Here is a 22,662-nt window from a genome sequence, read left to right as displayed (position 1 = left end):
GAACATCTAACCTCATGATTGACCTTTACACCTTCACGACACCGAACGGGCGCAAGGCTTCTGTCATGTTGGAGGAAGTTGCGCTTCCTTACAACGTCCATAAGATTGACATCACGAAGGGAGAGCAATTTACGCCAGAATTTGTAGCAATTAATCCGAATAGCAAGATTCCCGCGATTGCTGACCAAGATACTGGCATGACAGTTTTTGAATCGGGTGCTATCCTGATCTATCTAGGAGAGAAAGCTGGGAGATTCTTACCTACAGAACAAAAAGCTCGCTTTCAAGTGCTGGAGTGGCTGATGTTCCAAATGGGAGGCATCGGGCCAATGTTTGGTCAGTTAAACCATTTTAAGAAGTTTGCCCCAGAAAAGATTCCTTACGCAATTGAGCGATATGAGAAAGAGACCCTACAGCTTTACGGTGTCTTAGACAAACAGTTGGCAGATTGGGAATTTATCTGCAATGAATACTCGATTGCCGATATTGCCACATTTCCTTGGGTTGCTAGCTATGAATTTCAAGGTTTAACACTAGATAATCATCCAAATCTTAAGCGCTGGTTTGAAGCAATTCAACAACGTCCGGCAGTACAACACGGGATGGAAGTTCCATAAGAAGGCAAAAATTAAGAAACAAAAGGAGCAAGGTGGGCAGTGCCCACCTATTTATTTTAAGAACAGGCGATTACCTATACTAACCATCAGACACGAAAGGGTTATCAACTATAGACCCAAAATCGTTCTGATAGCTCCCAGTATTCTTTATATTTATCCAAATTCTTAATAACTTTCTTACTTATTTATTGCCACTATTTTGCTCAAATACAAGCAAAAACAAATCTTCAATAAAAGTAAAAAACATCCTAGACTACCCCAAATAAGCCTTCATAACCCGCTCATCTTTAAGTAGGTCGGAAGATTTTCCGGTCAAGGTGATGCAACCAGCTTCAAGTACATATCCTCTATCAGAAACTTCTAGAGCCAGATTAGCGTTTTGCTCAACTAAAAGGATGGTTACTCCTGTATCGCGGAGATTTTGAATAATGGAAAAAATTTCTCTGACAATTGCAGGAGCAAGACCCAAGCTTGGCTCATCTAGTAGTAACAGTTTTGGACGGCTCATCAAAGCACGAGCGATCGCTAACATTTGCTGTTCGCCACCGCTGAGTGTCCCAGCAAGTTGATTGCGACGTTCTTTAAGACGTGGGAACATCTCAAATTGACGATCAATATCAGCCCTTACGACTTCCTGGTTGGAGTGGATATAAGCACCCAATTCTAAATTATCAAAAACAGTTTGTCGTGCTAATACTCTACGTCCTTCCGGAGAATGAGCAATTCCTAGCCGCACTACTTCATGAGGTTGGCGATGAGTAATATTGCGACCGCTGTAAATAATACTACCAATTCGGGGATTAATTATTTTAGAGATAGCGCGTAGGGTAGTACTTTTTCCAGCACCGTTGGCACCGATAAGAGTGACAACCTCGCCGTTCTTGACAGTCAGGCTAATATCGTTTAAGGCTTGAATTCCACCATAATTAACAAAAATATTTTTAAGTTCTAGCAGGGGAAATTTTTCTTGTCCCTCACCTGATTCTCTGGATTTATCAGCGTTCATCAACGTTTAAAGCCCTCATTCATTTCCCAAGTAAGCTTCAATTACAGACGGATCGTTTCTAATAACTGATGGCTCGCCCAAAGCAATCAATTTACCAAAATTTAACACGGCAATGCGATCGCATAATCCCATTACCAGCGGCACATGATGTTCAATTAAGATTACCGTCAAGTTAAACTGTTGGCAGATTTCTCGGATAAATTCGCTTAATTGGTGTTTTTCGCTAGGATTCATCCCAGCAGCAGGCTCATCTAGCAATAGAATTTGCGGTTCTAACGCTAGCGCCCTGGCAATTTCTAAGCGGCGCTGATCCCCATAAGGAAAATTTCGAGCTTTTTCTTCAGCGCGATCGCCTAATCCCACCATATCCAATAACGCGATCGCTTTCTGTTTATTTAACTGTTCTCGTCTGGACGCTGATGGCAAACTCAACAGCCCAGTTAACAGAGTAGATAGAATATTAGCGCCCTTATTATGAATATGCCGCGCAATCATCACATTTTCCAGAGCCGAAAGATTACCAAATAAGCGAATATTTTGAAAAGTTCTGGCGATACCTTTAGCAGCGATTTGATGGGGAGGGCGCTGGGAAATTTCCTCGCCTTGATAGACTAATTGCCCGCTGGAAGGCCGGATTAACCCAGTCATCAGATTAAATAGTGTAGTTTTACCAGCACCATTGGGGCCAATTAAACCAAAAATCTCATTTTTATGAACCGTGAAAGATACATTATTCACCGCTACTAAGCCACCAAACTGGCGCATTAGTGCTTTCGCTTCCAGACAGGGCAAAGTGTCAAGTTTTAAAGGTGAAATTTCATCCTTCATGCTTTATTCTTCATTTTTCTCTTAAACAATTCTGGCGTCACCAAGCCTTGTGGGAAAAATATCGTTCCCACAACTATCAGTAACCCAAAAATAATCAAGCGACCATCTCGGAGGAATCCTGCTAACCAGGTAGGTAAACCGCTAGTATCTGCAATTCCCCTTAATATTTCCGGCAAAGCTGTAAACACCATACCACCCAATACAGGCCCAACAAAAGTTCTGGTGCCACCAATTAAGACAGAAGTTAAATAAACAATACTGGCATCAAAAGTACCTTGTCGGGCGTTCCAGGTATTGAGGAAATGGGCACTAATTGCACCAGCTATTCCTGCCAAAATCGCGCCTAGCGTGAAGGCTAAAACCTTGTAGTAAGTTGGGTTAATTCCCATCGCCCCCGCAGCTAATTCATCTTCTCGAATTGCTGTAAATGCCCTTCCTGCCCGAATTCGTTCAAGTCGATAAAGCAATACCATACTAATTATTAGTAAAGGCACCACTACCCACAAATACTCAATGGGTGTTTGGAAAGGCTGAGGGATGCCAAAAATACCGACAGCGCCGCCAGTAATATCCAAATTTAGCGATAGGACGCGCAAAACTTCTACAAAGGCAATGGTAGCGATCGCTAAATAGATCCCCCGCAACCGCAGCGCCGGAATCCCCACCATAATGCCCAATATGCCAGAGACTATACCAGCAACCAGCATCTCCAATAACAGCAGCGGAATCGGGAATAAACCGCCACTAACGCGAAATACCTGGGTAGATAGAATCGCTGCAATATATCCGCCCAGCGCATAAAAACCAGGACTAGCTAGAGATAACTGTCCAGTCATCAGCGGTAGGTACAACGACAATCCTAGTAGTGCCCCCAACACCATAGAAACGATCAGCGATCCATAAGTGTTCAAAAAATCACTCATTGCAACACATTAAAAGCAGAAAATCACACATAAAAATTACTGGTGAATACTATTTTTATATTTTACATTCCAATTAACTACACTTTTTGAATCAGACGACGCCCCAGCAAACCCTGGGGTCTAACTATCAGCATAATGAAGAGTATTCCAAAGGCAAAAGCATCCTTATAAGCAGAATAATCTGAAGGGACAAATGCCTCCACAAGCCCGATTGCTAACCCCCCCAAGACGGCACCAGGAATGCTCCCTAAACCACCGAGTACAATAACAGCTAAGCCCTTCAGTCCAAATGCAATACCCAAGTATGGCCCAGCAATGCTTACACTAGACCCTACCAAAGTACCTGCCAATCCAGCTAAGAAACTACTGACGAAAAATGTCAGGACAATAAAGAAGTCGGTATCGATCCCTAGCAAGCTAGCAGTTACCGGATCTTCAGCTACAGCTTTCATCGCCTTGCCGAATTTAGTACGATTTATGAAATAAGTAAGAATTGCCAAAACTATTACACATACACCAAAAATTACAATTTGAACGCTACGAATAGGAATTGGTTTTTCTGCCGTGCCAAAGTTGATAGAAGGAGGCAAGTTACCGTAAGTATTTGCAGGAAAACTATAACTTTCTGCTCCCACCAAATACTGGATTAAATTTACAATTACTAAGGCTACACCAAGGCTAGAAACTACCGTCAGCAGAGGATCAGAGCCTTTACGTCGCAAAGGTCGAAAAGCAACACGCTCAATTCCAACCCCAACCAAACCAGCCAGCGTACTCCCTAAAATTAATGCTAGTGCAAATGGAAGCTTTATCGGTAAACTTGCATTTGCAAATAATCCGTTAAATCCAAATGTTCCTCCCATCAGGGCATAAGTGAAGTACGCTCCTAAAGTAAAGAGTGCCCCATGAGCAAAATTAATAATCCCTAAGATAGAAAAAATTAGAGTGTATCCCAAAGCAAAAATTGCGTAAATACTGCCAATAGATAAACCGTTTAGGAATTGTTGTAAAAAAAGAGTGATATCCATATATTTTTGATTAGGGTGGGCAAAGCCCACCCTATCGTTATTTAACTAAAGCGAATTTACCATTATTTCCGTCTGCATCTACCTTTAGCTGTGCGACGTAAAATTCTTTTTGTTTGACATCGCCTACTGGCGTAAAGCCAATCTCACCTAGTGGTGTCTGGTACGTACCAGCTAGCAACTGCCTGTTCAGTTCTGTACGTAGTTGCGGTAGCGGCATTGTGCTAATTTTAGTTTTCTGATTTAAAGCTTTCAGAGCCTCTGCATACACTTGAACCGCTGCAAAGGCTTGGGCACTAAACTGCGGGGGTTCTTTTTTATATTGATTGAGATAAGCGGTGCGAAAGGCAGCGTTCACCTCACTAGAGTATTCGGGGCTATAAGCTTGTGCAACTAGAACTCCATCACAGAGAACTTTACACACATTAAATATATTAGAAGTATTAAATCCATTGCCCCCAACAATAGTACCTTTATAACCCAGTTCCCGCAGTTGACGAACCAAGTTTCCTCCGTCTGCCGCTAGTCCAGAAATAATCACTAAATCGGGTTTTAAGTTAATAGTATTAGTGGTTTGCGTTTGAAAGTCCGTATCGCTCGTCTGGAACTTTTGTACCGTTACTAAATCAAGTTTCTGGTCTTTAACTGTTTGCTGAAAAATTTCTGTCTCTGACTTACTAAATGCATCATTCTGAGCGTAAAATACAGCAACTTTCTTGATATTTGGGTTAAGTTTGAGTGCTGCTTTTAGCGAGAGAGGGGCGACAATGGAAACGGGTGCTGAGACACGAGCAACATAATCTCCGATCTCCGGAATTCCTTTGGCAGTGTTGGATGCTCCAATAACTGGCACTTTGGTTCTTTCTGCAATGGGGTCGGCACTAAATGCTTGCTGCGAAAGAGTTGGCCCAACAATGCCGACAACTTTATTCTGACTAATTAGGGTTTGAAAGGCATTGATCGCTCCGGCTTCCTCTCCACCTGTGTCCTGAACAATCAATTTAATCGGGGTGCCGTCAATACCACCTTTGTCATTAAAGTATTTCTCGGCAATTTTGGCACCCGCAATGCCTTCCTGACCGAGGAGAGCGACGTTACTGGTTTGCGCTAAGGCAATCCCAATCGGAATGGCACTAGATGAACCTGGGGCTGCTGAAGGGGCAGTACTAGGGTTTGTGTCCCCAGTGTTCGTTTGGGTACAGGCTGACAGTAGGAATGCAACGGTAAGAAATACGGCAGAGGTTCGCACAGCAGGTCGTTTCATAGCTCAGTAGATTGTAGATATTTTAGAAGGCTGTTTTTTTCAAACCGGCTTTCTATCTATATTTTCGGTTTTTTTGTGTCTACCTACTAAGGTATGAAATATTCCTTGAGAATTTTACATTCTTCCCATGACAATTCCCCAAAAATAATCCTCGAATGGCCCTTCAGCCACATCTACGTGCATCTTTCTTGCCCAAGTGTAGATGTCGAAGCTGATATGTCCGCTATCGTGGTGCCAAGGTTTACCTGGTTGAATCACAATATTGCCTAATAGGGAAATCCAGTGAGTCGGGTAAGGCAGCAGTGGCGGTTTGTTGCTGAGTAATCCTTCAGCCGTCACCAAAGCAAACGCAACGCCACCGCTGGCGACGACTTCTGCGGCTTCGCGCATCGCATCAAATTCGCCATAAATATAGGTATGGGCGTATTTAAATTGACGATAGCCCAGCACTTCTTTCACCCAGCCTTTCATCTCCCATGATTTCGTCATCCCGCCCAGATTCCGAATGATGTTGGGGGCGTTGGGTTCGACTGGAAAAATCAGGTTTTCTGATTCGCGCAAGGTTGCTAACAGCATCCAATCTGCCATCCCCATTCGCAGTCTGCCTTGGCTTTGGCGCAGTCTAGGTGATGCTTGGATATATCTAGTTCTCGCTTGAAACCCGCCGGATTCAAATAAATTGCGACAAATTTGTACGTATTTGAGGGGCTGTTTGCGAACCAGCTCAAATACAATCGATGCTGGGCCACAGAAGGGTTGTCCCCCTTGATTTACTTGAAAGGGATCGATTAGACGCGATCGCATATCAGCAATAACTTGCTGTTTATCCAAACTCGACCAAACACTGGGGGCGCTGGATTGCTCGAAGTCTGCGATCGCTCGCTGTGCTTGTTGCAAATCAGTTAAATTTGGCAGTTGAGAAGTCATCAGCACCTCATGGGATTGAAGAAAGATTGCCAGCGAGTTTCAGGTTAGCAGGTTAGCAATTACAGACTCAAACGATCCTTTAAACCCTCACCCTGACAAGCCTTCAATCCTCCACTCTGCAAAATTTCTCAACACACCGGACAAATATCTCAACCCCCATTCCCAGTGCTGTTTCATCAAAATTAAATCGCGGGTGATGGTGCGGATACGCTAACTCTTTTTCTACATTCGCCGAACCCAAGAAAAAATAGCAACCGGGCACGGCTTGCAAAAAGAAAGACATATCTTCGCCGCCCATTGTTTGGCATTCTGGCACAATTCCAATCGGAGTTTCTACCACCCCTTCTGCCACAGAACGCACGAGTTCTGCCATCTTGGTATCATTAATCACCGGAGGATAAAGCCGCTTGTAGTCCAGTTGATAAGTAGCACCGTGGCTTTGACAAATACCCGCAATAATCTGCTCAATCCGTTGCGGAATAAGTTCTCCTAGAACCGGATTGAAATATCTCACAGTACCCGTGAAGAAAGCCGTATCAGCAATTACGTTAAGCGCTTTGCCTGCATGAAGTTCCCCGACGGTAACGACGGCGGACTCTAGGGGCGAGACATTTCGAGCCACAATTGTCTGCAAGGCAGTAACAATATGAGCGCTGACTAAAATTGAATCAACTGTTTGATGAGGAATCGCCCCGTGTCCGCCTTTGCCTTGAATCGTGCAGCGAAAACCTTCTGTTGCTGCCATCAAAGCACCTGTACGGACTCCCACAGTGCCGAGAGGCAGATTATTCCATAAATGCAGCCCGATAATCCCATCCACCTGGGGATTTTGTAAGACACCGGCTTCAATCATCGGCTTGGCACCTCCTGGCCCTTCCTCAGCGGGTTGGAAGATAATTTTTACAGTGCCAGCAAAGTCATCGCGATGCTCAGAGAGATAGTAAGCCGTCGAGAGAGCGATCGCTGTATGTCCATCATGACCGCAAGCGTGCATCACTCCATCATGCTGCGACCGATAAGGCACATCATTCTCTTCTTGAATCGGCAGGGCATCCATATCTGCCCGAATTGCCAACACTTTACCGGGTTTATTACCAGTAATTGTGGCAACAATTCCAGTGTTTGCAATGCCAGTCTCATGTTTAATTCCCCATTCTTGCAATTTTTGGGAAACTAACTCGGCAGTTAAATGCTCTCGAAAGCCTAATTCAGGGCGCTGATGCAGCCGCCGCCGCAACTCCACCAGCATCGGCTGCAATGCTTGAATTTCCGGTCGAATCCGAGATGAATCAACAGAAAGAGGGCTTAAAGAAGTGGCAAACATTTTATTCAGACTCCAAAAATTTATGATGACGTAAAGGAATTAATCGGGTAGGGCGGCGTATCACCAAGACTTGATTACCTACCCTTGGTTATCTTTGAATTTTGGTTAAAGTGGCATCAATCGCTCTATATCTAAATCTGACGCAACTTGAGCGAGTTTACCGAGATCGCTGAGGTCGCTCAGATTGGGCAGAATCCCAAAAACTGGGGTATTGGTTAAAGACTCAATCAAATCGATTGGACACCAATCGGCGATTTCTTGTTCGGTACGAGGTTGAACGCAATTCAGGACGATGCCTTTGAGGTGGACACCCGACTGACGAGAGAGGGCAACATTCGCAACCGCTTGGGCGATCGCTCCTAATCTTACCGGCACCACTAATACCGTTGGCAACCCCCAATCTTTAGCCAAATCCGCCACCGTGAGTTCGTGCGTAACCGGCGAACCCAATCCTCCCAATGCTTCTATCAGCACAAAATCTCGCTGACGCCGCAGATTTTCAAACGCTTGCCAAGCTTTTCCTAAGTCAACACTCCTTCCTTCCCGTTCAGCGGCGATGGGAGGCGCTAACGGTGCCTGGAAGTACAACGGATTAATTTCCTCTAAAGATTGATTGAGAGAAAATAACTGATTGTAAAGTTCTCTATCCCCAGTTCCCGACTGAATTGGCTTCATCATCCCTAAGCTTTTGGCAGGACAATACATCTGCCAATAAGCTGCCAAAGCCGCAGTCAAAACTGTTTTCCCAGCGTCCGTATCGGTTCCAGTAATTAGTAGCGCGTTCAAAGTAGTTGTCACTCGTCAGTTGTCACTCGTCAGTTGTCAGTAGAAGTTGGAAGCTTGTAAAGTTGGAAATCCATCTTCTAAGGTTTACCCACCATCGATTACCCATTACCGAACACTAATATCTAGCGTAAAGGGTGTATCCTCTGGCGCAATTACATCAATTTGATAATTTCCAGCGCGAGGCACCTGAGCCTGCCAAGACAAAACGCCAGAGGCATCTTCCACGAGAGCGCCATCGGGATACCGAATATCTAAAGTTGCCCCACCTGGTTGAATGTCCGCCTTCAGTACCTGCCCTTGTTGCACATTTACCAAGTAACGCTTAATCCGCTGCGGACTGGTTCGAGCCGAAACCTGCACAGCCGGTTCGCCGGGAGGGAAGGTAATCGATTGAGTATCAAATTGACCGGCGGGAGGAGTGGGAGTAGGAGTAGGTGTCGGAGTGGGTGTGGGTGTCGGCGTTGGCGTTGGGACTGGGTTCGCAAGGCTAATCTGTAAGTTATAGTCGCTCTGAGGCAACCCCTTGATCGGACTTAGCTGAATGGTGTAATTGCCGGTAAAGGGAAGCGTTCCTGTCCAACTTCGGACTCGCCTAGCATTGTTACTAATTGGGTTTTGATCGGGTCCCAACACCGTCATTAACACGCCTTCGTCATTCAGCAAGGAATTTAATTGTTGATCTTGTTCTCCACGAATGATGTAGTTCAGAGTTTCGTTTCCTTTGAGATTTCCTTGTTTATTCAGCGTTTGACCGGGTACTAAGTTTAGGCGCTGACTGTACGCTACTGGTTCTAAGCTGGGTGTGGGCGTTGGCGTTGGTGTGGGCGTTGGCGTTGGTGTGGGCGTTGGTGTTGGGGTGTCAGAAACTATCGGCGTTGGATCTGGTTGAGGCTGCCGATTAATCACAAAGCTGACTAACGCCCAAGAACCCAGTCCAGCTAATAAAGCAAGACTGATTACAACTGCGAAGACAGCCCAAGGATCTTCCCAAGTCGAGCGGCGCGGTTCGGGAATCACTGGATCGGGTCGAGTTGGACGGGCGGCATTCGGATTGACCGGGTTGCCAGGAGTATTTTGGTTAGGTGTCACCGGCTCGGGTCGGCGTCCTACCGCTACTGTTTGTACTTGGGAAGTAGTCGGACGGGGCGGTTGGGGGCTGGGAGCTGGCGGTTGCGGGTTAGCGGGTGGAGGTTGAAAAGTTGCGGGTGGAGGTTGAAAAGTTGCGGGTGGCGGTTGGATCGATGGTGGCGGTTGAAAAGTTGCGGGTGGCGGTTGAAGAGCGGCGGTTGTATTCGTCAGAGATTGGAGTGCTTGTACAACTTCTCCAGCTGATTGGTAGCGATCGCCCGGTCGATAACTTAACATCCGATTCAATACTTGAGCGAACCCATCGCTGACGTTCGCCCACCTGCGCCATTGCCACGTTAGCTGAGTCGCATCCAGCAATTCTGCTGGCTCTTTGCCTGTGAGCATTACCGCAGCCGTCGCCGCTAAAGCGTAGAGGTCGCTGCTAGGGTAAGCTTGCCCTGCCTGTATTTGTTCGCTGGGGGCATAACCGGGTTTCCCGACCGTTGTCGCGATTGGTCTGGTAACATCTGGTAGCTGAAACCGAGTTGCCAGCTCCTTAACCACGCCGAAATCGATCAGCACAGGTAAGCGATCGCTCTCCCGTAAAATAATATTGTCCGGCGCAATATCCCGATGAATAATCCCTTTAACATGGATGTGCGCTAAGACGGGCAACAACTGCCGCAGAAATTGCACCACTTCTGCCTCCGAGAAAGTGTTGCCTTGACTCCGACGCTCATCAAGCAGCATCCGATAAGTCTTCCCCTCCACATAGTCCTGCACTAGGAACAACCGCTGATCTTGCTCAAAAGTAGCCCGAAACTGGGGAATCTGCGGGTGCTGGATTTGGTAAAGAGTCGTCGCCTCTCGCTGAAACAGTTCCCTTGCTTTCTCCAGTGCATAAGCTGATTCTTGAGCAGGAATTAATTCCTTTAAGGCACATCGTTCGCTAAAGCGCCCCTGGTCTTCTGCTAGATACGTTCGTCCGAACCCTCCCTGACCGAGAATACCGATCAAGCGGTAGCGGTTTTGTAGAATCGTTCCAATGACAATCGGGGGTTGCATAAATAAGGACTTGGGAAGAAGGGCTTTTCAAGATGCAATTATGACAAAGCTATGCTACCTTACCTTTTTGGATCTATTTTGGCAAAAGCTGTCGCTTACCGTTCCATCAGCTTCTAATCTTGGCTTTTTGGAGCTTGTTGGAAAGTGAGTCGCTCCCCCCAGCCATCAGTCGGACTTTCCGATCCGGCTAATCGGCGATCGCGTTCCCTTAATGTATTTTTACTTTGCTTTCTATTTGTTAAAAAATTATTTATTATCAAAGCATTTGTCTAGAAATCTGTACATTTGACTTGCCTATGCGATCTAAAGTTTATGTTTTATCAGGAGAAATACGGAGACGTTATCTTGACAGTTTACTTAAGATTCCAAAAACTAAGGCATTCTACTGAGATGCTCATACCTGAAGAAACCTGCATTGAAGAGTTAGGTTCTCAAACTTAAGACCAAAACTTTCTAATTCTTGTCTGTAGAGCAATTTTTTAGATATTCTGTAACCAGTGATTCAGATATTCATCCCTTCTTAACAAATAAATTTGATAAGTCTTTTCGGCGACAATGATAAGATTGCGATCGAAGTAGCTCTTGAGGGTCTGCTGTGCTCCGTTCTCCCACTATATCGCTTCAGCCTACGCTGCCACAAATAGCAGATAACAATCGTCTGCGACTGTTTTCCGGCTCTGCTAATATACCCCTCTCTCAGGAAGTTGCTCGCTATCTAGGCATGGACTTGGGACCAATGGTTCGCAAGCGGTTTGCTGATGGAGAGCTTTACATTCAAATTCAAGAATCGATTCGAGGGTGTGACGTCTACTTAATTCAACCCACTTGCCATCCGGTGAACGATCACTTGATGGAATTGCTGATCATGGTTGACGCCTGTCGCCGCGCCTCGGCTCGACAAATTACCGCAGTCATTCCTTATTATGGCTATGCGAGAGCCGACCGCAAAACAGCGGGACGCGAATCCATTACCGCCAAGCTGGTTGCGAACCTGATTACAGAGGCTGGAGCCAGCCGGATTTTGGCGATGGATTTGCACTCAGCCCAGATTCAGGGATACTTTGATATTCCCTTCGATCACGTCTACGGCTCACCCGCCCTCATCAATTACCTGGCAAACAAGCAACTATCTGACTTGGTTGTTGTTTCACCGGATGTAGGTGGTGTGGCTAGAGCTAGAGCGTTTGCGAAAAAGCTGAACGATGCCCCGTTGGCGATTATTGATAAGCGTCGGCAAGCGCATAACGTAGCAGAAGTAATGAATCTGATTGGCGATGTCGAAGGCAAAACAGCCGTCTTAGTAGACGACATGATTGACACCGGCGGCACCATTTCAGAGGGCGCTCGGTTGTTACGCAAAGAAGGCGCTAGGCAGGTATATGCCTGTGCTACCCATGCAGTTTTCTCTCCACCCGCGATTGAGCGGCTCTCAAGCGGGATATTTGAAGAGGTGATTGTCACCAACACCATCCCAGTCCCCGAAGCAGATAGATTTAAACAACTGACGGTTCTTTCGGTCGCCAATGTGCTGGGCGAAACTATTTGGCGGGTTCACGAAGATAGCTCTGTCAGCAGTATGTTCCGATAAATCTTAATCCGCGAGGGATGTAGTTTTTTTAGGTCTAGGGACATGGCAATGCCATGTCCCTACAAGATTACAAGTAATGCAAAAATTCTCCTGGGACTAATCGCAACTCGCCAGATGTAAAACGATTAATTTCTACCCAAAGTGCCGCTTTTTGGCGATCGCCTTCAGCAAAAATTGTTCGTTCAATCTGATAAAGCTTGGAATCGACAAAATCACATTGATACAGTTGAATGATTTCGTGACCAGGCTTCCCATTGAAAGTAAACAAATTTTCGATACAGCCAAGATATCGAATATTCGTTAATTCAGCCTGGATTTCTTCTTGAAATTCTCGTTGCAGTGCTTCGAGGCTGGTTTCTCCAAAGTCAACGCCGCCCCCTAAGGCGCGATAAAATGTATTTTGCTTAACGGGGTCATAGCCTTCGGAAATAAAAATGCGCTCGTCGTTCCGAATCAGCCCCAAGGCAAGCACCCGAATTTCACCTGATTTGTGCATCGTTTTTGTCAATTTTCGTTGTAACTAAAGGCAGCCCGACTTTCGCTACCCTCAACAGGCCAGTCTTCATTTTCGCCGCCAATGTACAAACGTTCAATTCTTACGTATTCGTTGTTCAGCTGGTTGAGGGAGTTAATCAAGACATCAAGCGCGATCGCATCACTGGTTCCCAGATCGAGCCAGCACCGTGCCCATCCCCCTTCGTACTCAAACTCGCCCATATTATGCATGAGCGAGACCATCGTGTTATCCGCTGCGTCAGAATCGTAATCCATGTAGCTGATATCTAAACCCGTATCCTGGACTTGGAGATTTTCTGCATTAAATCCTCCCAATTTCCCCAAGAAGAACCAGGAGTTAAACACCTCCTCGACATACTGCTTTTCCATCTCCGAGGGAATCATGCTGAACTCCAGCCAGATCCACAGATCGAAAGGGTTAAACTCGCGGAACACTACCTGCATATCAACCGTGAAGTATAAAGTGTAAAGGATGAAATTCGAGAAATCGGCTTCAATCCATTGTTTTGGAACCGCAAACTCATTTCATCCTTTCTTTCATCCTATCGTTTATACTTCATCCTTTTAGGCTTTATCCTCCCGTAATCCGGCGTTGTGCTTTATCGCGTTCTCGCTTCAGCTGTTTAACGACGTTCGCCGGGAGTTGGGCTTCTTTTGAGATCGCTTTGTCAAAATTCTCCACCGCTCGCTTGATCAAATCTTGGTTATTGTTTTTCTTCTTCCCTTGCTCAACCAGGATCTGCCCCTTGAGATAGAACAATTCTGGGTTATTTGGCGTGATTTGACTTGCCTTCTCCGCAAATTCCCACGCCTTATCGTACTTCTTCAAGTCCCGATAGCCGACGGCAATTCCTCGATAAGCCAAATAAGACGGACTTGCTTTTTCTAAGCGTTCAATCGCTTGATTGGGGTTGGAAAATGGCAAATTCACCGCAATCATTAGATCCATATACCCCTTGAGCAAGTTGAGTTCTGCGTCATCAGGTGCAACCTTTTCAGCTTTATCGAGGTATTCAAATACCTGCTGCAATTTACTCAAAGCTTGCGGACCACTTTTGATTGCATCTCGATTCGCGATCGCAATCGTATGAGCGCCTTGTAAAAAATGACCTACTGCGGTGTAGAGATTTCCCCGCAAGGGATCGCTTGCTGTAAGCTGCTCAGCCGTTTGCAGCGTCTTGTCCGCGTATAATTTAAACTCATCTAACAAAGCTTGTTTTTGTTGCTTGCTCTCCGCACTTTCCCCTTTCCAGTCAATAGAGGAGTAGGTGAGAGACGCCTTCATTGCGTATGCTAGGGGTTCGTTGGGTTCCTGCGTTTCCGCTTGCTGTAGGTAACGCTTTGCTTCTAGATAGTTTCCCTTTTCAAAGATTGCCTTGAAAGCAGCTTCTGTACTGTCTCCGATATTCCGAGGATTGCTAGAGCGAAAAGGGTCATCCGCTAGACTAGGGCTAGACCAAACGCTGACTGCCATCAGCGATGCGAGCAGAGCAAAACGTGCAGACGCTGGCGCGATCAAAGGCTTAGAGCAAATCGCGGGTGTATTTGCGATCGCAGAAACAATCTGCTTCGGAACCGAAAATCGATCCATTATCGTCATCCTCACAAAACCTTACGCTTGAGTGAATGCTGTCTCCAATGTTAAATGCTATCTAGTAACGCCAGAAAATATTCTGTTACCATCGCCCTTCGGCTCAACATTTAGAAACAACAAGTGTATAATTAGTCACTTCTAGATAAAGAGAGTTAAATGCGTTTGACGCCTTTACTAAATTCCAGGTTCCGGAAAAATTTAGTTAATTTTTTTTAAAGGCCAAGGATAAAAGTAGAAATAAAGAGATCCGGAATCGCGGATAAAATTTGTTTTGCTCAAAAACAGGTTTCGTTCAGTTTTTCTTGTGCCGAATAATTTAAGTCAAAATTAAAGAAGGCTTTTTTGTTCCCAACTGGATGCCTTGACGAGTTCGCTTTCTATTTTCTATTCGGGTAATTAATGCTCTATCTCAAAAACCTGACTTATCACCCCCCGGCTGCCCCTACTGCGATTCTAAAAGCCCTTAATTTAGAACTGGCACCGAACAATCTGGGTCTTGTCATTGGCCCAAGTGGCTCTGGCAAAAGCACATTTTTAGAAATTCTCGCAGGTCTGGCGGAAAAAACGGATGGTGCCCTCTATTGGCGAGACCAAGAACTGACTCCCGAACATCTGCAACAGTTGGGAGGATTAGTGTTTCAATTTCCAGAGCGGCATTTTTGTGGCGGGACAATTTTAGAAGAACTGCGGATGGGGCATCCAGAGTTGGGATCGGAAAAAGTCACGGAAGCGCTGCAAGAAGTAAATCTGGCACATCTGCCGTTGCATACCTCACCGCATTCCTTGAGTGGAGGTCAACAGCGACGCCTTGCTCTAGCAGTGCAGTTAATTCGCCAACCTCATTTGCTGTTGTTGGATGAACCCACCGCTGGGCTAGATTGGTCAATGCGGCGTCAGCTAGTTAGTTTATTAGCAAAACTCAAAACCCATTGGACACTGTTGGTTGTCACTCACGATGCGGGTGATTTGTTAGCGATCGCCGATCGATGCTGGACAATTAACCACGGAGAATTGCAATCGGTGGAACCAGCGTCATTGGAAGCTAAAGTAATTGAGCCGCAACCAGCAGCTTAAATGGGTTTGGGCGGTTGTAGGGCGAACCCTTTCCCGAAGGGTAATTCACAAATTTAAAAAGTTGAAGGTTGGCGGTCATGGGTGAGATTGAGACGCTAATATTGCCGGAAATGGCAGACATCTGGCAGCAAACATTAGGCTGGCAGCCGGAAGCCGAACAGAGGCAACAATTTCAGCGCCTTTACGAGCTAATTTTGGTAGGAAACCGCCAGCTAAATTTAACTCGCATCACCGAACCGACAGAGTTTTGGGAAAAACATCTGTGGGATTCTCTGCGAGGAATTGCACCCCTGCTATCCTCCCATTCGGAAGGGACAAGCGATCGCTTGTCCCTTCCCTCCGTCGAACGCGCTATCGATATTGGGACTGGAGGAGGATTTCCGGGGATTCCCATTGCGATCGCCCTCAGCCATTGCACCGTCACTTTACTGGATGCCACGCGCAAAAAAATCGCGTTTTTAGAAACTCTGATCGACCAGATGGGGATTCAAAATGCTGCTACTTTGACTGGTAGAGCCGAAGAAATTGGTCAACATCCCCAGCATCGAGCTTCTTACGACTTGGCACTGGTGAGAGCCGTCGCCACAGCATCTGTCTGTGCAGAATATGCCCTCCCGTTACTAAAACCCGGTGGCTTAGCCATCCTCTATCGAGGACAGTGGACAGAAGAAGAAACCAATGCTCTACAACCAGCGCTTGTGCAATTGGGTGGTGTCATTGAGTCGATAGAAGGGTTTACGACTCCTTGTAGTCATAGCGATCGCCACTGTCTTTATCTCCGCAAAGTGGCACCCACGCCGAGGGAATTTCCGCGCACTGTCGGCTTACCTGCTCAAAAGCCACTTTAGCCGCAGGCGATGGCAGGGTGGGGTTTTTTCGTATTTGTGGGTCATCAACCAGATTCGATATTATCCATTCTCGTAACGCTGCAACAGACTGGCTAAAAACTCAGCGGCTGTGGTGTAGGTTCGCGTTTCCGCTTTTCCCTTTACTGAACTTACCCACCAACCTTGTGCAGTTTGAGGCGATCGCCATACTTCTAAATGCTCTACTGGCGGATCGGCATAGAAACTCTCTTCGCCACTTCCCAGTACCGCTGAACTCCAGTGTGTAAAGTAATCGTGACTGAGTCGATGGATGGGAAAGTTACCAGACAAAGGCATACCCCAGCCATCTAGCGCAATCAAAGCTTTAACCGTTCCTCCTGATAGCTGCCACAGCCAAGCCGCTCCAATTGCCCCCACAACACCCGCACTGAAGCTAATAAAGATTACGGGTGATGCTTGGGAGCTAGGCGGACTAAGATTTACGCACAAATAATTGTAAATATCCGCTGCTGAGTAAGCGGCGAATTCTTGAACCGGAAAAATTAACAGGTTCTCTCTCTTTTTTGGCTGTAATTCTTCCAGAAAATTCTGCGTTAGCGCTGGATCGTGGATACCTGGGCAAATAATGACGTTCATCATTTCTAAAGGTTAGGGGCAAATGATGACGAGCATCATTTGAATTATGAAAATATCTTACAGACAAAACATCGATCTTCAGATATAAAAAATCTTAGAAAGACTTTCAAGGGGTTCAATTCAGGGTGTAGCTAGTTGTTAGCGGGTTCCCAGCAGAATCTATGATTTCAATGATTAGTAAATTTGGACTTACACGCTTTAGCTAAAGACATAAACTGCCTGTCGCTATTATGTTGCACTTATTATTTGACAAGAAATGTATGTGACAAGAAGTGAAAAAACAGGGTGACTGTACGTGACAGTGGCAAAATTCCTGAACACAATCCCAACACGTTCTGTTGGATTCAGGAAACACTTAGCAAAGGAGACAGAAGAGGATAACAGCGCTTCAGTGAAATCTAGCGATCGCTAAGTGTATGCCCTTGTGGCTGTTCGTTTACAGAGGATATGCGGTGGCGTCGCGACGGCTGCCCTTCCTCGTTGGCATTGGGGTTTCGATTGCGGCGCTGTGTCTCTGGCAAGGACTAGAAGCACTGAAGAGCGATCGCATTCAGCAGAAAATTGACTTGGAAGCCAAGAGTATAAAAATTGAACTCACCGGGGAAATGAAAGAGCGATTTTTAGCACTGGTTCGCATGACAAAGCGCTGGGAAAATGCGGGGAAGCCATCTCAGCAAAATTGGAAGCAGATGCAACGCTGAATATTCAGTATTTCAGCGGCTATCAAGCGATTGAATGGGTAGATCCGGAATTTAATCTGTGCTGGGGTATAACCAGTGACAGTCGCAGAAAATCTTGCCCTAGCGCTAGCCAATTTATCGCTGTACGAAACTTTACAAAAACAAAAGGTACAATCTCGGCGTCAGCAACTGGGTACGATTTCGATCTCGCTGGGAGTTGCTTGCTTCCCGATTCATGGCAATACGGAAGAGGCAGTCATTCATGCGGTGGATGCGGCACTTTACAAAGCGAAGGCGCAAGGACGCGATCGCGTTAGCGTATGCCACTAGATGCAGCTCTTCCCCCGATCGCTCGCTCCTGACTTGTATCAATCATTGGATAGATGAATCGCGCCTCAAAACTCGCTGCAATATTATCTAACTACTAAATTTTTTACCTTAATCCCCCCATAGGGGATGTTAACCTAAAAAAGGAGTGGTGCTTTGAGGGGATTGGATCTGTACGACAACGCGATCGCCTCAGTTTCCACTCTGATGTAGACACCATTCAAGTTGAGGAACGCGACTTGGTAGCCACCCCAGAAAAACTTCAACAAAATAACGATTCAGCCACAGGTAACGACCGCGTAGCCGTATTGCTGATGGGCTATGGCGAAGTAGAAAGCTACGACGACTTTGCCAACTACAACGAACAAGCTTTAAATCTACTCACCGCTAAGTTTGCGCCGGTACCCACCTGGATTTATCCACCACTCGCAAAGCTTTTGGCAATATTTGACCTGCACGAGTGGAACCACCAGCACGATCATTTTATTTCCCCCCACAACGCAATCTTTGAACAGCAACGGGCGGGGATAGAAAAAAATCTACAAGAAAAATGGGGCGATCGCGTTAAAGTTTTCAAAGCCTTTAACTTCTGCGCTCCCTTCCTTCCCGAACAGGTTCTTGCTGAAATCAAAGAGCAGGGTTTTGACAAACTGCTGATCTACCCGCTCTTAGTAGTAGATTCTATCTTTACCAGCGGGATTGCGGTCGAGCAAGTAAATAACGCCCTTTCCAAACTCTCTGACGGTAGCGAACATTGGATTAAGGGACAGCGCTATATTCCCTCCTTCTACAACGAACCCGCCTACATCGAGTTGTTAGCGCGTCTAGTAGAGGAGAAAATTGCCCGCGATTTAGCAGTCGCCCACCTGCCCTCCCAAACTGCCATCGTGTTGATGAACCACGGTTGCCCTCATAAAGCCAAAGGATTTACCTCTGGCATCACTGAAAGTGAGGCACTCTACGAGAGAGTTAGAGAGAAGCTGATTAATAAATATCCGCTGATTTCAGTAGGTTGGCTCAACCATGACACGCCTCTGATTGAATGGACTCAACCTAATGCCACCCAAGCTGCTGAAAATCTAATTCTGCTGGGTGCTACCTCCGTCGTTTTCATGCCAATCGGCTTTGCTACTGAGAATCACGAAACTCTGCTAGATGTAGACCACATCCTGCATAGCTTACGGCGTCGGCATCCTGAAGTGACTTACGTGCAAATGGAGTGCGTCAACGACCATCCAGAATTTTTAAAGATGGCAGCAGAATGGGCGCATCCTCAGATTGAAGCTTTATTTTCAGAACAAGCTCTTTCCGTTAATCCTCAGATGGCGGCGATGCAAGCGGCTCATACCCACGACCACCACGATCACGGTCATCATCACCATGACCACGGTCATCACCACGACCACGATCACCACCATCATTAAATAATTGGGTGTTTTTTAACGCCTAGAACCACAAAGGAATAAAGCAAAGATACGCAAAGAAAAATCATCTCTGCGTACCTTTGCGATTTCCTTGGCGTACCTTTGCGTTAAAACTTCCCAATTGAAGCCGAAAACTAGGCAGCCTTTCTCAGTTTTTGGGTATTTTCTACTAAACTTTTAGCAAATTCATCAAAGCGCTCAGAAAGTTTATCATCCAGCAAGTTCCCATTGGCATCAAACGCTTTCCAAGCTTGTCCAATGGCAATTTGTTCCGGAATTACCCAAGCATGAACCCAGCGCATAATTACCCGCAGATCGTTGAGAGCGTTACTATTTGACTGACCTCCCAAGACACTAATTAAACCTGCAACTTTATCGCTTAGCTGGTCAAAGCTCATTAAATCTAAGGCATTTTTCAGCACACCACTGACACTACCATGATATTCAGGGGTTGCCAAAATTAGGCCATCTGCCTCAGCGACGGCTTTCCGCATCTTTGCAACATCTGGAAAGTCTGGAAATTCCTTTTCCCCGTTACAAAAAGGCAGATTCATTTGCCGCAAATCAAGAACTTCTACCTCAGCACCAAGCGATCGCATTCGCAAAGCTGCCAAATTTAGAGCCAGCTGACTTTGAGATTCAGCCCGTAAACTCCCGCCAATTCCCACAATTTTGACCATATCAATCCTCCATGAAGATGAAAACAAGCTTTAGTAACCGCAAAAATAGTTAATTTTAGGCAATCACCTGTCACCGAGACATCGGTAGATAATTTACGCTAATATTAAAGCGTACTCGTTATGAATACGTTTAAGATAACAAGTTCCACCCAACTTCGTCAACAAAGCAGCCAAAACCAGCAAACCGATTCTCGGCAAGGCTGGAATCGAGACAGTTAAACTAGAAGATGGAAAGGTCTGCTCAACTCCTGATTTAGGCAGATTCCTCTGGAAATCCAGCAACCTAGGGGTTGAGTCAAAGCAGCAGGGAAAGGGCAATAGTGATGAACAATAATTCTGGGATCGAAGCATGGATAGGGGATCGACCGGCAAAAAGGTCTAAAGATTCCGTTAAACCAGCGCCACGACGCTTCTGGCAGATCGCCGCCAGTTTGATGATTTTCCAGGGGATGCTGCTGAGTCCTCCTGCCCTCGCCAAGGCAGAGCAGAACACCCTCACCTATGGCGATTTATTGCAGAAACTTGAGGCAAACCAAGTCACCAAAGTGGAAATTGACCCAGCCACCCGGATGGCTAAGGTTAGATTAACGGGGCAAAAGCCAACCGATCCGCCGCAAGAGGTAATGCTTCTAGAGCAAAACCCAGAATTGATCGAACAACTCCGCGACAAAAATGTCGAACTTGATGTACAACCTTCGACCGATAACACCGCAGCGGTGGGAGTAGCGGCAAACTTACTATTACTCTTCTTCTTACTGGGAGTATTAATGTTTATTTTCCGTCGTTCTAGTAATGCCTCTGGGCAAGCCATGAACTTCGGTAAATCAAGAGCCAGATTTCAGATGGAAGCCAAAACCGGCGTCAAATTTGACGACGTCGCCGGGATCGAAGAAGCCAAAGAAGAACTTGAAGAAGTCGTCACCTTCCTCAAACTTCCAGAGAAATTCACCGCCGTAGGTGCGAAAATTCCCAAAGGCGTCCTGTTAATTGGCCCTCCTGGAACCGGGAAAACATTACTCGCCAAAGCGATCGCAGGGGAAGCCGGGGTTCCCTTCTTCAGCATCTCCGGCTCGGAATTTGTGGAGATGTTCGTCGGCGTCGGTGCATCCCGAGTCCGCGACTTATTCAAAAAAGCCAAAGAAAACGCTCCCTGCTTAATCTTCATCGATGAAATCGACGCCGTCGGACGGCAAAGAGGCGCAGGTATCGGCGGCGGAAACGACGAACGGGAACAAACCCTCAACCAGCTCTTGACAGAAATGGACGGGTTTGAAGGCAATACCGGGATTATTATTATTGCCGCAACCAACCGTCCCGATGTTCTGGATTCGGCGCTGTTGCGTCCGGGACGTTTTGACCGACAAGTGATGGTGGATGCACCGGATCTGAAGGGACGCCTTGCGGTTCTGGAAGTTCATGCGCGGAATAAGAAAATTGCCCCCGAAGTCTCGCTGGAAAACATTGCTCGTCGAACTCCAGGCTTTACAGGTGCTGACTTAGCGAACCTGCTCAACGAAGCTGCCATTTTGACTGCCAGACGGCGGAAAGACGCGATTACAGAGCTAGAAATCAACGACGCCGTTGACCGGGTGGTAGCGGGGATGGAAGGCACGCCGCTGGTGGATAGCAAGAACAAGCGATTAATTGCCTATCACGAAATCGGTCATGCTGTGATCGGCACTCTGTTACCCGGTCACGATGCGGTGCAGAAAGTCACCCTTGTACCACGGGGTCAAGCACGAGGACTGACCTGGTATACTCCGGGTGAAGAGCAGGGTTTGTTTTCGCGATCGCAGCTGCTGGCTCGAATTACTGGAATCTTAGGCGGACGCGCGGCGGAAGAAGTCATTTTTGGCGACGATGAAGTGACAACGGGTGCCTGGAATGACTTAGAGAAAGTGACATCGCTGGCGCGGCAGATGGTCACGCGCTTTGGAATGTCCGATTTGGGGCCGCTGTCGTTGGAAACTCCGAATGGGGAGGTATTCTTAGGGCGCGATTGGGGGAGCCGTAGCGAATATTCTGAGGAAATTGCGACTCGCATTGATACTCAAGTCAGAACAATTGTTGAGCATTGTTATAAGGAAGCTTGCCGGCTGATTTTGGAAAACCGAGTCTTAGTAGACTATCTGGTGGATCTTTTGTTAGACCAAGAAACGATTGAGGGCGATCGCTTTCGTCAAATTGTAACTGAACGCGCCCAAGTGCCTAAGAAAGAGGTAGCACTTCCTTAATTACCTTAATTAAAAGTGCTTGTTCTTTAAACAGAACACTTCTATAAAAGAACTCGTTTTCCTGAAAAAAACGGGTTCTTTTATTGCTAAGATTTGAACCTGCCAATATTCGGGGCGTTCCTGTATAACGTTTCTCATACCAATTTCCTATGAAGTTGCACTTAATAAAGCTGTAGTGATGTAATCCCATCCACAAATGGAGGAGATCACTTCAGGAGAGATGAGATCGAGAACCTCTTTCAACTTCTG

At 46.3% G+C, this 22,662-nt stretch carries 22 protein-coding genes; 8 read left to right on the top strand and 14 right to left on the bottom strand.

What is annotated here, in order from left to right; genetic code table 11:
- Window positions 1-14: 14 nt before the first annotated feature.
- A complete protein-coding gene (locus NC994_RS25600) occupies window positions 15-617 on the top strand; it encodes a glutathione S-transferase N-terminal domain-containing protein (protein WP_190436774.1) in 603 nt (200 codons plus the stop codon).
- Window positions 618-870: 253 nt separating this feature from the next.
- On the opposite strand, the gene NC994_RS25595 is transcribed toward NC994_RS25600, so the two are convergent.
- The 9 genes from NC994_RS25595 to NC994_RS25555 form a co-directional block, all read right to left on the bottom strand.
- Entirely contained in the window at window positions 871-1,623 is a 753-nt protein-coding gene (locus NC994_RS25595; RefSeq protein ID WP_190415994.1) for an ABC transporter ATP-binding protein, read from the bottom strand.
- 15 nt (window positions 1,624-1,638) lie between these two features.
- Window positions 1,639-2,451, bottom strand: coding sequence for an ABC transporter ATP-binding protein (locus NC994_RS25590; protein WP_190436772.1), 813 nt, complete (start codon window positions 2,449-2,451; stop codon window positions 1,639-1,641).
- On the bottom strand, window positions 2,448-3,374 hold the full coding sequence (locus NC994_RS25585; protein ID WP_190436770.1) for a branched-chain amino acid ABC transporter permease: 927 nt from the start codon (window positions 3,372-3,374) through the stop codon (window positions 2,448-2,450). The genes NC994_RS25590 and NC994_RS25585 overlap by 4 nt, the downstream gene beginning before the upstream one ends.
- Before the next feature lie 77 nt (window positions 3,375-3,451).
- Window positions 3,452-4,402, bottom strand: a complete 951-nt coding sequence (locus NC994_RS25580; RefSeq protein ID WP_190436767.1) for a branched-chain amino acid ABC transporter permease — start codon at window positions 4,400-4,402, stop codon at window positions 3,452-3,454.
- Between the two features lie 37 nt (window positions 4,403-4,439).
- Entirely contained in the window at window positions 4,440-5,663 is a 1,224-nt protein-coding gene (locus NC994_RS25575) for an ABC transporter substrate-binding protein (RefSeq protein WP_190436764.1), read from the bottom strand.
- A 114-nt stretch (window positions 5,664-5,777) separates the two neighbouring features.
- Window positions 5,778-6,590: a hypothetical protein gene (locus NC994_RS25570; protein WP_190436761.1), complete on the bottom strand. Its 813-nt coding sequence runs from the start codon at window positions 6,588-6,590 to the stop codon at window positions 5,778-5,780.
- Window positions 6,591-6,693: 103 nt separating this feature from the next.
- On the bottom strand, window positions 6,694-7,914 hold the full coding sequence (locus NC994_RS25565) for a M20 family metallopeptidase (RefSeq protein WP_190436758.1): 1,221 nt from the start codon (window positions 7,912-7,914) through the stop codon (window positions 6,694-6,696).
- A gap of 105 nt (window positions 7,915-8,019) precedes the next feature.
- Window positions 8,020-8,700: a dethiobiotin synthase gene (gene bioD / locus NC994_RS25560; RefSeq protein WP_190436785.1), complete on the bottom strand. Its 681-nt coding sequence runs from the start codon at window positions 8,698-8,700 to the stop codon at window positions 8,020-8,022.
- Window positions 8,701-8,805: 105 nt separating this feature from the next.
- Window positions 8,806-10,833, bottom strand: coding sequence for a serine/threonine-protein kinase (locus NC994_RS25555; RefSeq protein WP_190436755.1), 2,028 nt, complete (start codon window positions 10,831-10,833; stop codon window positions 8,806-8,808).
- Between the two features lie 595 nt (window positions 10,834-11,428).
- On the opposite strand from NC994_RS25555, the gene NC994_RS25550 reads away from it, so the two are divergent.
- On the top strand, window positions 11,429-12,421 hold the full coding sequence (locus tag NC994_RS25550) for a ribose-phosphate pyrophosphokinase (RefSeq protein WP_190415987.1): 993 nt from the start codon (window positions 11,429-11,431) through the stop codon (window positions 12,419-12,421).
- Between the two features lie 67 nt (window positions 12,422-12,488).
- Here the strand turns inward: NC994_RS25550 and NC994_RS25545 are convergent, their stop codons facing one another.
- The 3 genes from NC994_RS25545 to NC994_RS25535 all read right to left on the bottom strand — a co-directional run bounded on the left by NC994_RS25545 (window position 12,489) and on the right by NC994_RS25535 (window position 14,411).
- Window positions 12,489-12,917 (bottom strand): NUDIX hydrolase, encoded by a 429-nt coding sequence (locus NC994_RS25545; RefSeq protein ID WP_190436751.1) that lies wholly within the window; start codon window positions 12,915-12,917, stop codon window positions 12,489-12,491.
- An 8-nt stretch (window positions 12,918-12,925) separates the two neighbouring features.
- Window positions 12,926-13,381 (bottom strand): DUF3531 family protein, encoded by a 456-nt coding sequence (locus NC994_RS25540; protein WP_190436747.1) that lies wholly within the window; start codon window positions 13,379-13,381, stop codon window positions 12,926-12,928.
- Window positions 13,382-13,508: 127 nt separating this feature from the next.
- On the bottom strand, window positions 13,509-14,411 hold the full coding sequence (locus NC994_RS25535; RefSeq protein WP_190436782.1) for a Sll0314/Alr1548 family TPR repeat-containing protein: 903 nt from the start codon (window positions 14,409-14,411) through the stop codon (window positions 13,509-13,511).
- Window positions 14,412-14,930: 519 nt separating this feature from the next.
- On the opposite strand from NC994_RS25535, the gene NC994_RS25530 reads away from it, so the two are divergent.
- Together NC994_RS25530 and rsmG are read left to right on the top strand one after the other, a co-directional pair.
- Window positions 14,931-15,605 (top strand): ABC transporter ATP-binding protein, encoded by a 675-nt coding sequence (locus NC994_RS25530; RefSeq protein WP_190415984.1) that lies wholly within the window; start codon window positions 14,931-14,933, stop codon window positions 15,603-15,605.
- 77 nt (window positions 15,606-15,682) lie between these two features.
- On the top strand, window positions 15,683-16,453 hold the full coding sequence (gene rsmG, locus NC994_RS25525) for a 16S rRNA (guanine(527)-N(7))-methyltransferase RsmG (protein WP_199299663.1): 771 nt from the start codon (window positions 15,683-15,685) through the stop codon (window positions 16,451-16,453).
- 60 nt (window positions 16,454-16,513) lie between these two features.
- On the opposite strand, the gene NC994_RS25520 is transcribed toward rsmG, so the two are convergent.
- A complete protein-coding gene (locus tag NC994_RS25520) occupies window positions 16,514-17,068 on the bottom strand; it encodes a hypothetical protein (protein WP_190436779.1) in 555 nt (184 codons plus the stop codon).
- Window positions 17,069-17,484: 416 nt separating this feature from the next.
- On the opposite strand from NC994_RS25520, the gene NC994_RS25515 reads away from it, so the two are divergent.
- The 3 genes from NC994_RS25515 to NC994_RS25505 all read left to right on the top strand — a co-directional run bounded on the left by NC994_RS25515 (window position 17,485) and on the right by NC994_RS25505 (window position 19,499).
- Entirely contained in the window at window positions 17,485-17,769 is a 285-nt protein-coding gene (locus tag NC994_RS25515; protein WP_190436744.1) for a hypothetical protein, read from the top strand.
- A gap of 75 nt (window positions 17,770-17,844) precedes the next feature.
- Window positions 17,845-18,078 (top strand): diguanylate cyclase, encoded by a 234-nt coding sequence (locus NC994_RS25510; RefSeq protein ID WP_190436741.1) that lies wholly within the window; start codon window positions 17,845-17,847, stop codon window positions 18,076-18,078.
- Between the two features lie 236 nt (window positions 18,079-18,314).
- Window positions 18,315-19,499, top strand: coding sequence for a ferrochelatase (locus NC994_RS25505; protein ID WP_190436740.1), 1,185 nt, complete (start codon window positions 18,315-18,317; stop codon window positions 19,497-19,499).
- Window positions 19,500-19,633: 134 nt separating this feature from the next.
- Here NC994_RS25505 and NC994_RS25500 read toward each other — a convergent pair whose 3' ends face one another.
- Window positions 19,634-20,179 carry an NADPH-dependent FMN reductase gene (locus tag NC994_RS25500; RefSeq protein WP_190410883.1) on the bottom strand — a complete coding sequence of 182 codons (546 nt, stop codon included), beginning with the start codon at window positions 20,177-20,179 and terminating at the stop codon, window positions 19,634-19,636.
- 323 nt (window positions 20,180-20,502) lie between these two features.
- On the opposite strand from NC994_RS25500, the gene ftsH reads away from it, so the two are divergent.
- Entirely contained in the window at window positions 20,503-22,413 is a 1,911-nt protein-coding gene (gene ftsH, locus NC994_RS25495; RefSeq protein WP_190436736.1) for an ATP-dependent zinc metalloprotease FtsH, read from the top strand.
- Window positions 22,414-22,662: the final 249 nt, after the last annotated feature.

Source organism: Trichocoleus sp. AS-A1 (assembly GCF_039962015.1).
Classification (GTDB): domain Bacteria; phylum Cyanobacteriota; class Cyanobacteriia; order Cyanobacteriales; family FACHB-T130; genus FACHB-T130.
This window is presented reverse-complemented; position numbering and strand designations above follow the sequence as displayed.

Excerpts from the sequence above, each read along its gene's own strand:
- NC994_RS25565 (WP_190436758.1), bottom strand. The coding sequence starts at position 7,914 with ATGTTTGCCACTTCTTTAAGCCCTCTTTCTGTTGATTCATCTCGGATT.
- NC994_RS25585 (WP_190436770.1), bottom strand. The coding sequence starts at position 3,374 with ATGAGTGATTTTTTGAACACTTATGGATCGCTGATCGTTTCTATGGTG.
- NC994_RS25515 (WP_190436744.1), top strand. The coding sequence starts at position 17,485 with ATGCCCTTGTGGCTGTTCGTTTACAGAGGATATGCGGTGGCGTCGCGA.
- NC994_RS25530 (WP_190415984.1), top strand. The coding sequence starts at position 14,931 with ATGCTCTATCTCAAAAACCTGACTTATCACCCCCCGGCTGCCCCTACT.
- NC994_RS25580 (WP_190436767.1), bottom strand. The coding sequence starts at position 4,402 with ATGGATATCACTCTTTTTTTACAACAATTCCTAAACGGTTTATCTATT.
- NC994_RS25570 (WP_190436761.1), bottom strand. The coding sequence starts at position 6,590 with ATGACTTCTCAACTGCCAAATTTAACTGATTTGCAACAAGCACAGCGA.
- NC994_RS25520 (WP_190436779.1), bottom strand. The coding sequence starts at position 17,068 with ATGAACGTCATTATTTGCCCAGGTATCCACGATCCAGCGCTAACGCAG.
- NC994_RS25595 (WP_190415994.1), bottom strand. The coding sequence starts at position 1,623 with ATGAACGCTGATAAATCCAGAGAATCAGGTGAGGGACAAGAAAAATTT.
- ftsH (WP_190436736.1), top strand. The coding sequence starts at position 20,503 with ATGAACAATAATTCTGGGATCGAAGCATGGATAGGGGATCGACCGGCA.
- NC994_RS25590 (WP_190436772.1), bottom strand. The coding sequence starts at position 2,451 with ATGAAGGATGAAATTTCACCTTTAAAACTTGACACTTTGCCCTGTCTG.
- NC994_RS25600 (WP_190436774.1), top strand. The coding sequence starts at position 15 with ATGATTGACCTTTACACCTTCACGACACCGAACGGGCGCAAGGCTTCT.
- NC994_RS25575 (WP_190436764.1), bottom strand. The coding sequence starts at position 5,663 with ATGAAACGACCTGCTGTGCGAACCTCTGCCGTATTTCTTACCGTTGCA.
- NC994_RS25555 (WP_190436755.1), bottom strand. The coding sequence starts at position 10,833 with ATGCAACCCCCGATTGTCATTGGAACGATTCTACAAAACCGCTACCGC.
- NC994_RS25545 (WP_190436751.1), bottom strand. The coding sequence starts at position 12,917 with ATGCACAAATCAGGTGAAATTCGGGTGCTTGCCTTGGGGCTGATTCGG.
- NC994_RS25540 (WP_190436747.1), bottom strand. The coding sequence starts at position 13,381 with ATGCAGGTAGTGTTCCGCGAGTTTAACCCTTTCGATCTGTGGATCTGG.
- NC994_RS25535 (WP_190436782.1), bottom strand. The coding sequence starts at position 14,411 with ATGGCAGTCAGCGTTTGGTCTAGCCCTAGTCTAGCGGATGACCCTTTT.
- rsmG (WP_199299663.1), top strand. The coding sequence starts at position 15,683 with ATGGGTGAGATTGAGACGCTAATATTGCCGGAAATGGCAGACATCTGG.
- NC994_RS25500 (WP_190410883.1), bottom strand. The coding sequence starts at position 20,179 with ATGGTCAAAATTGTGGGAATTGGCGGGAGTTTACGGGCTGAATCTCAA.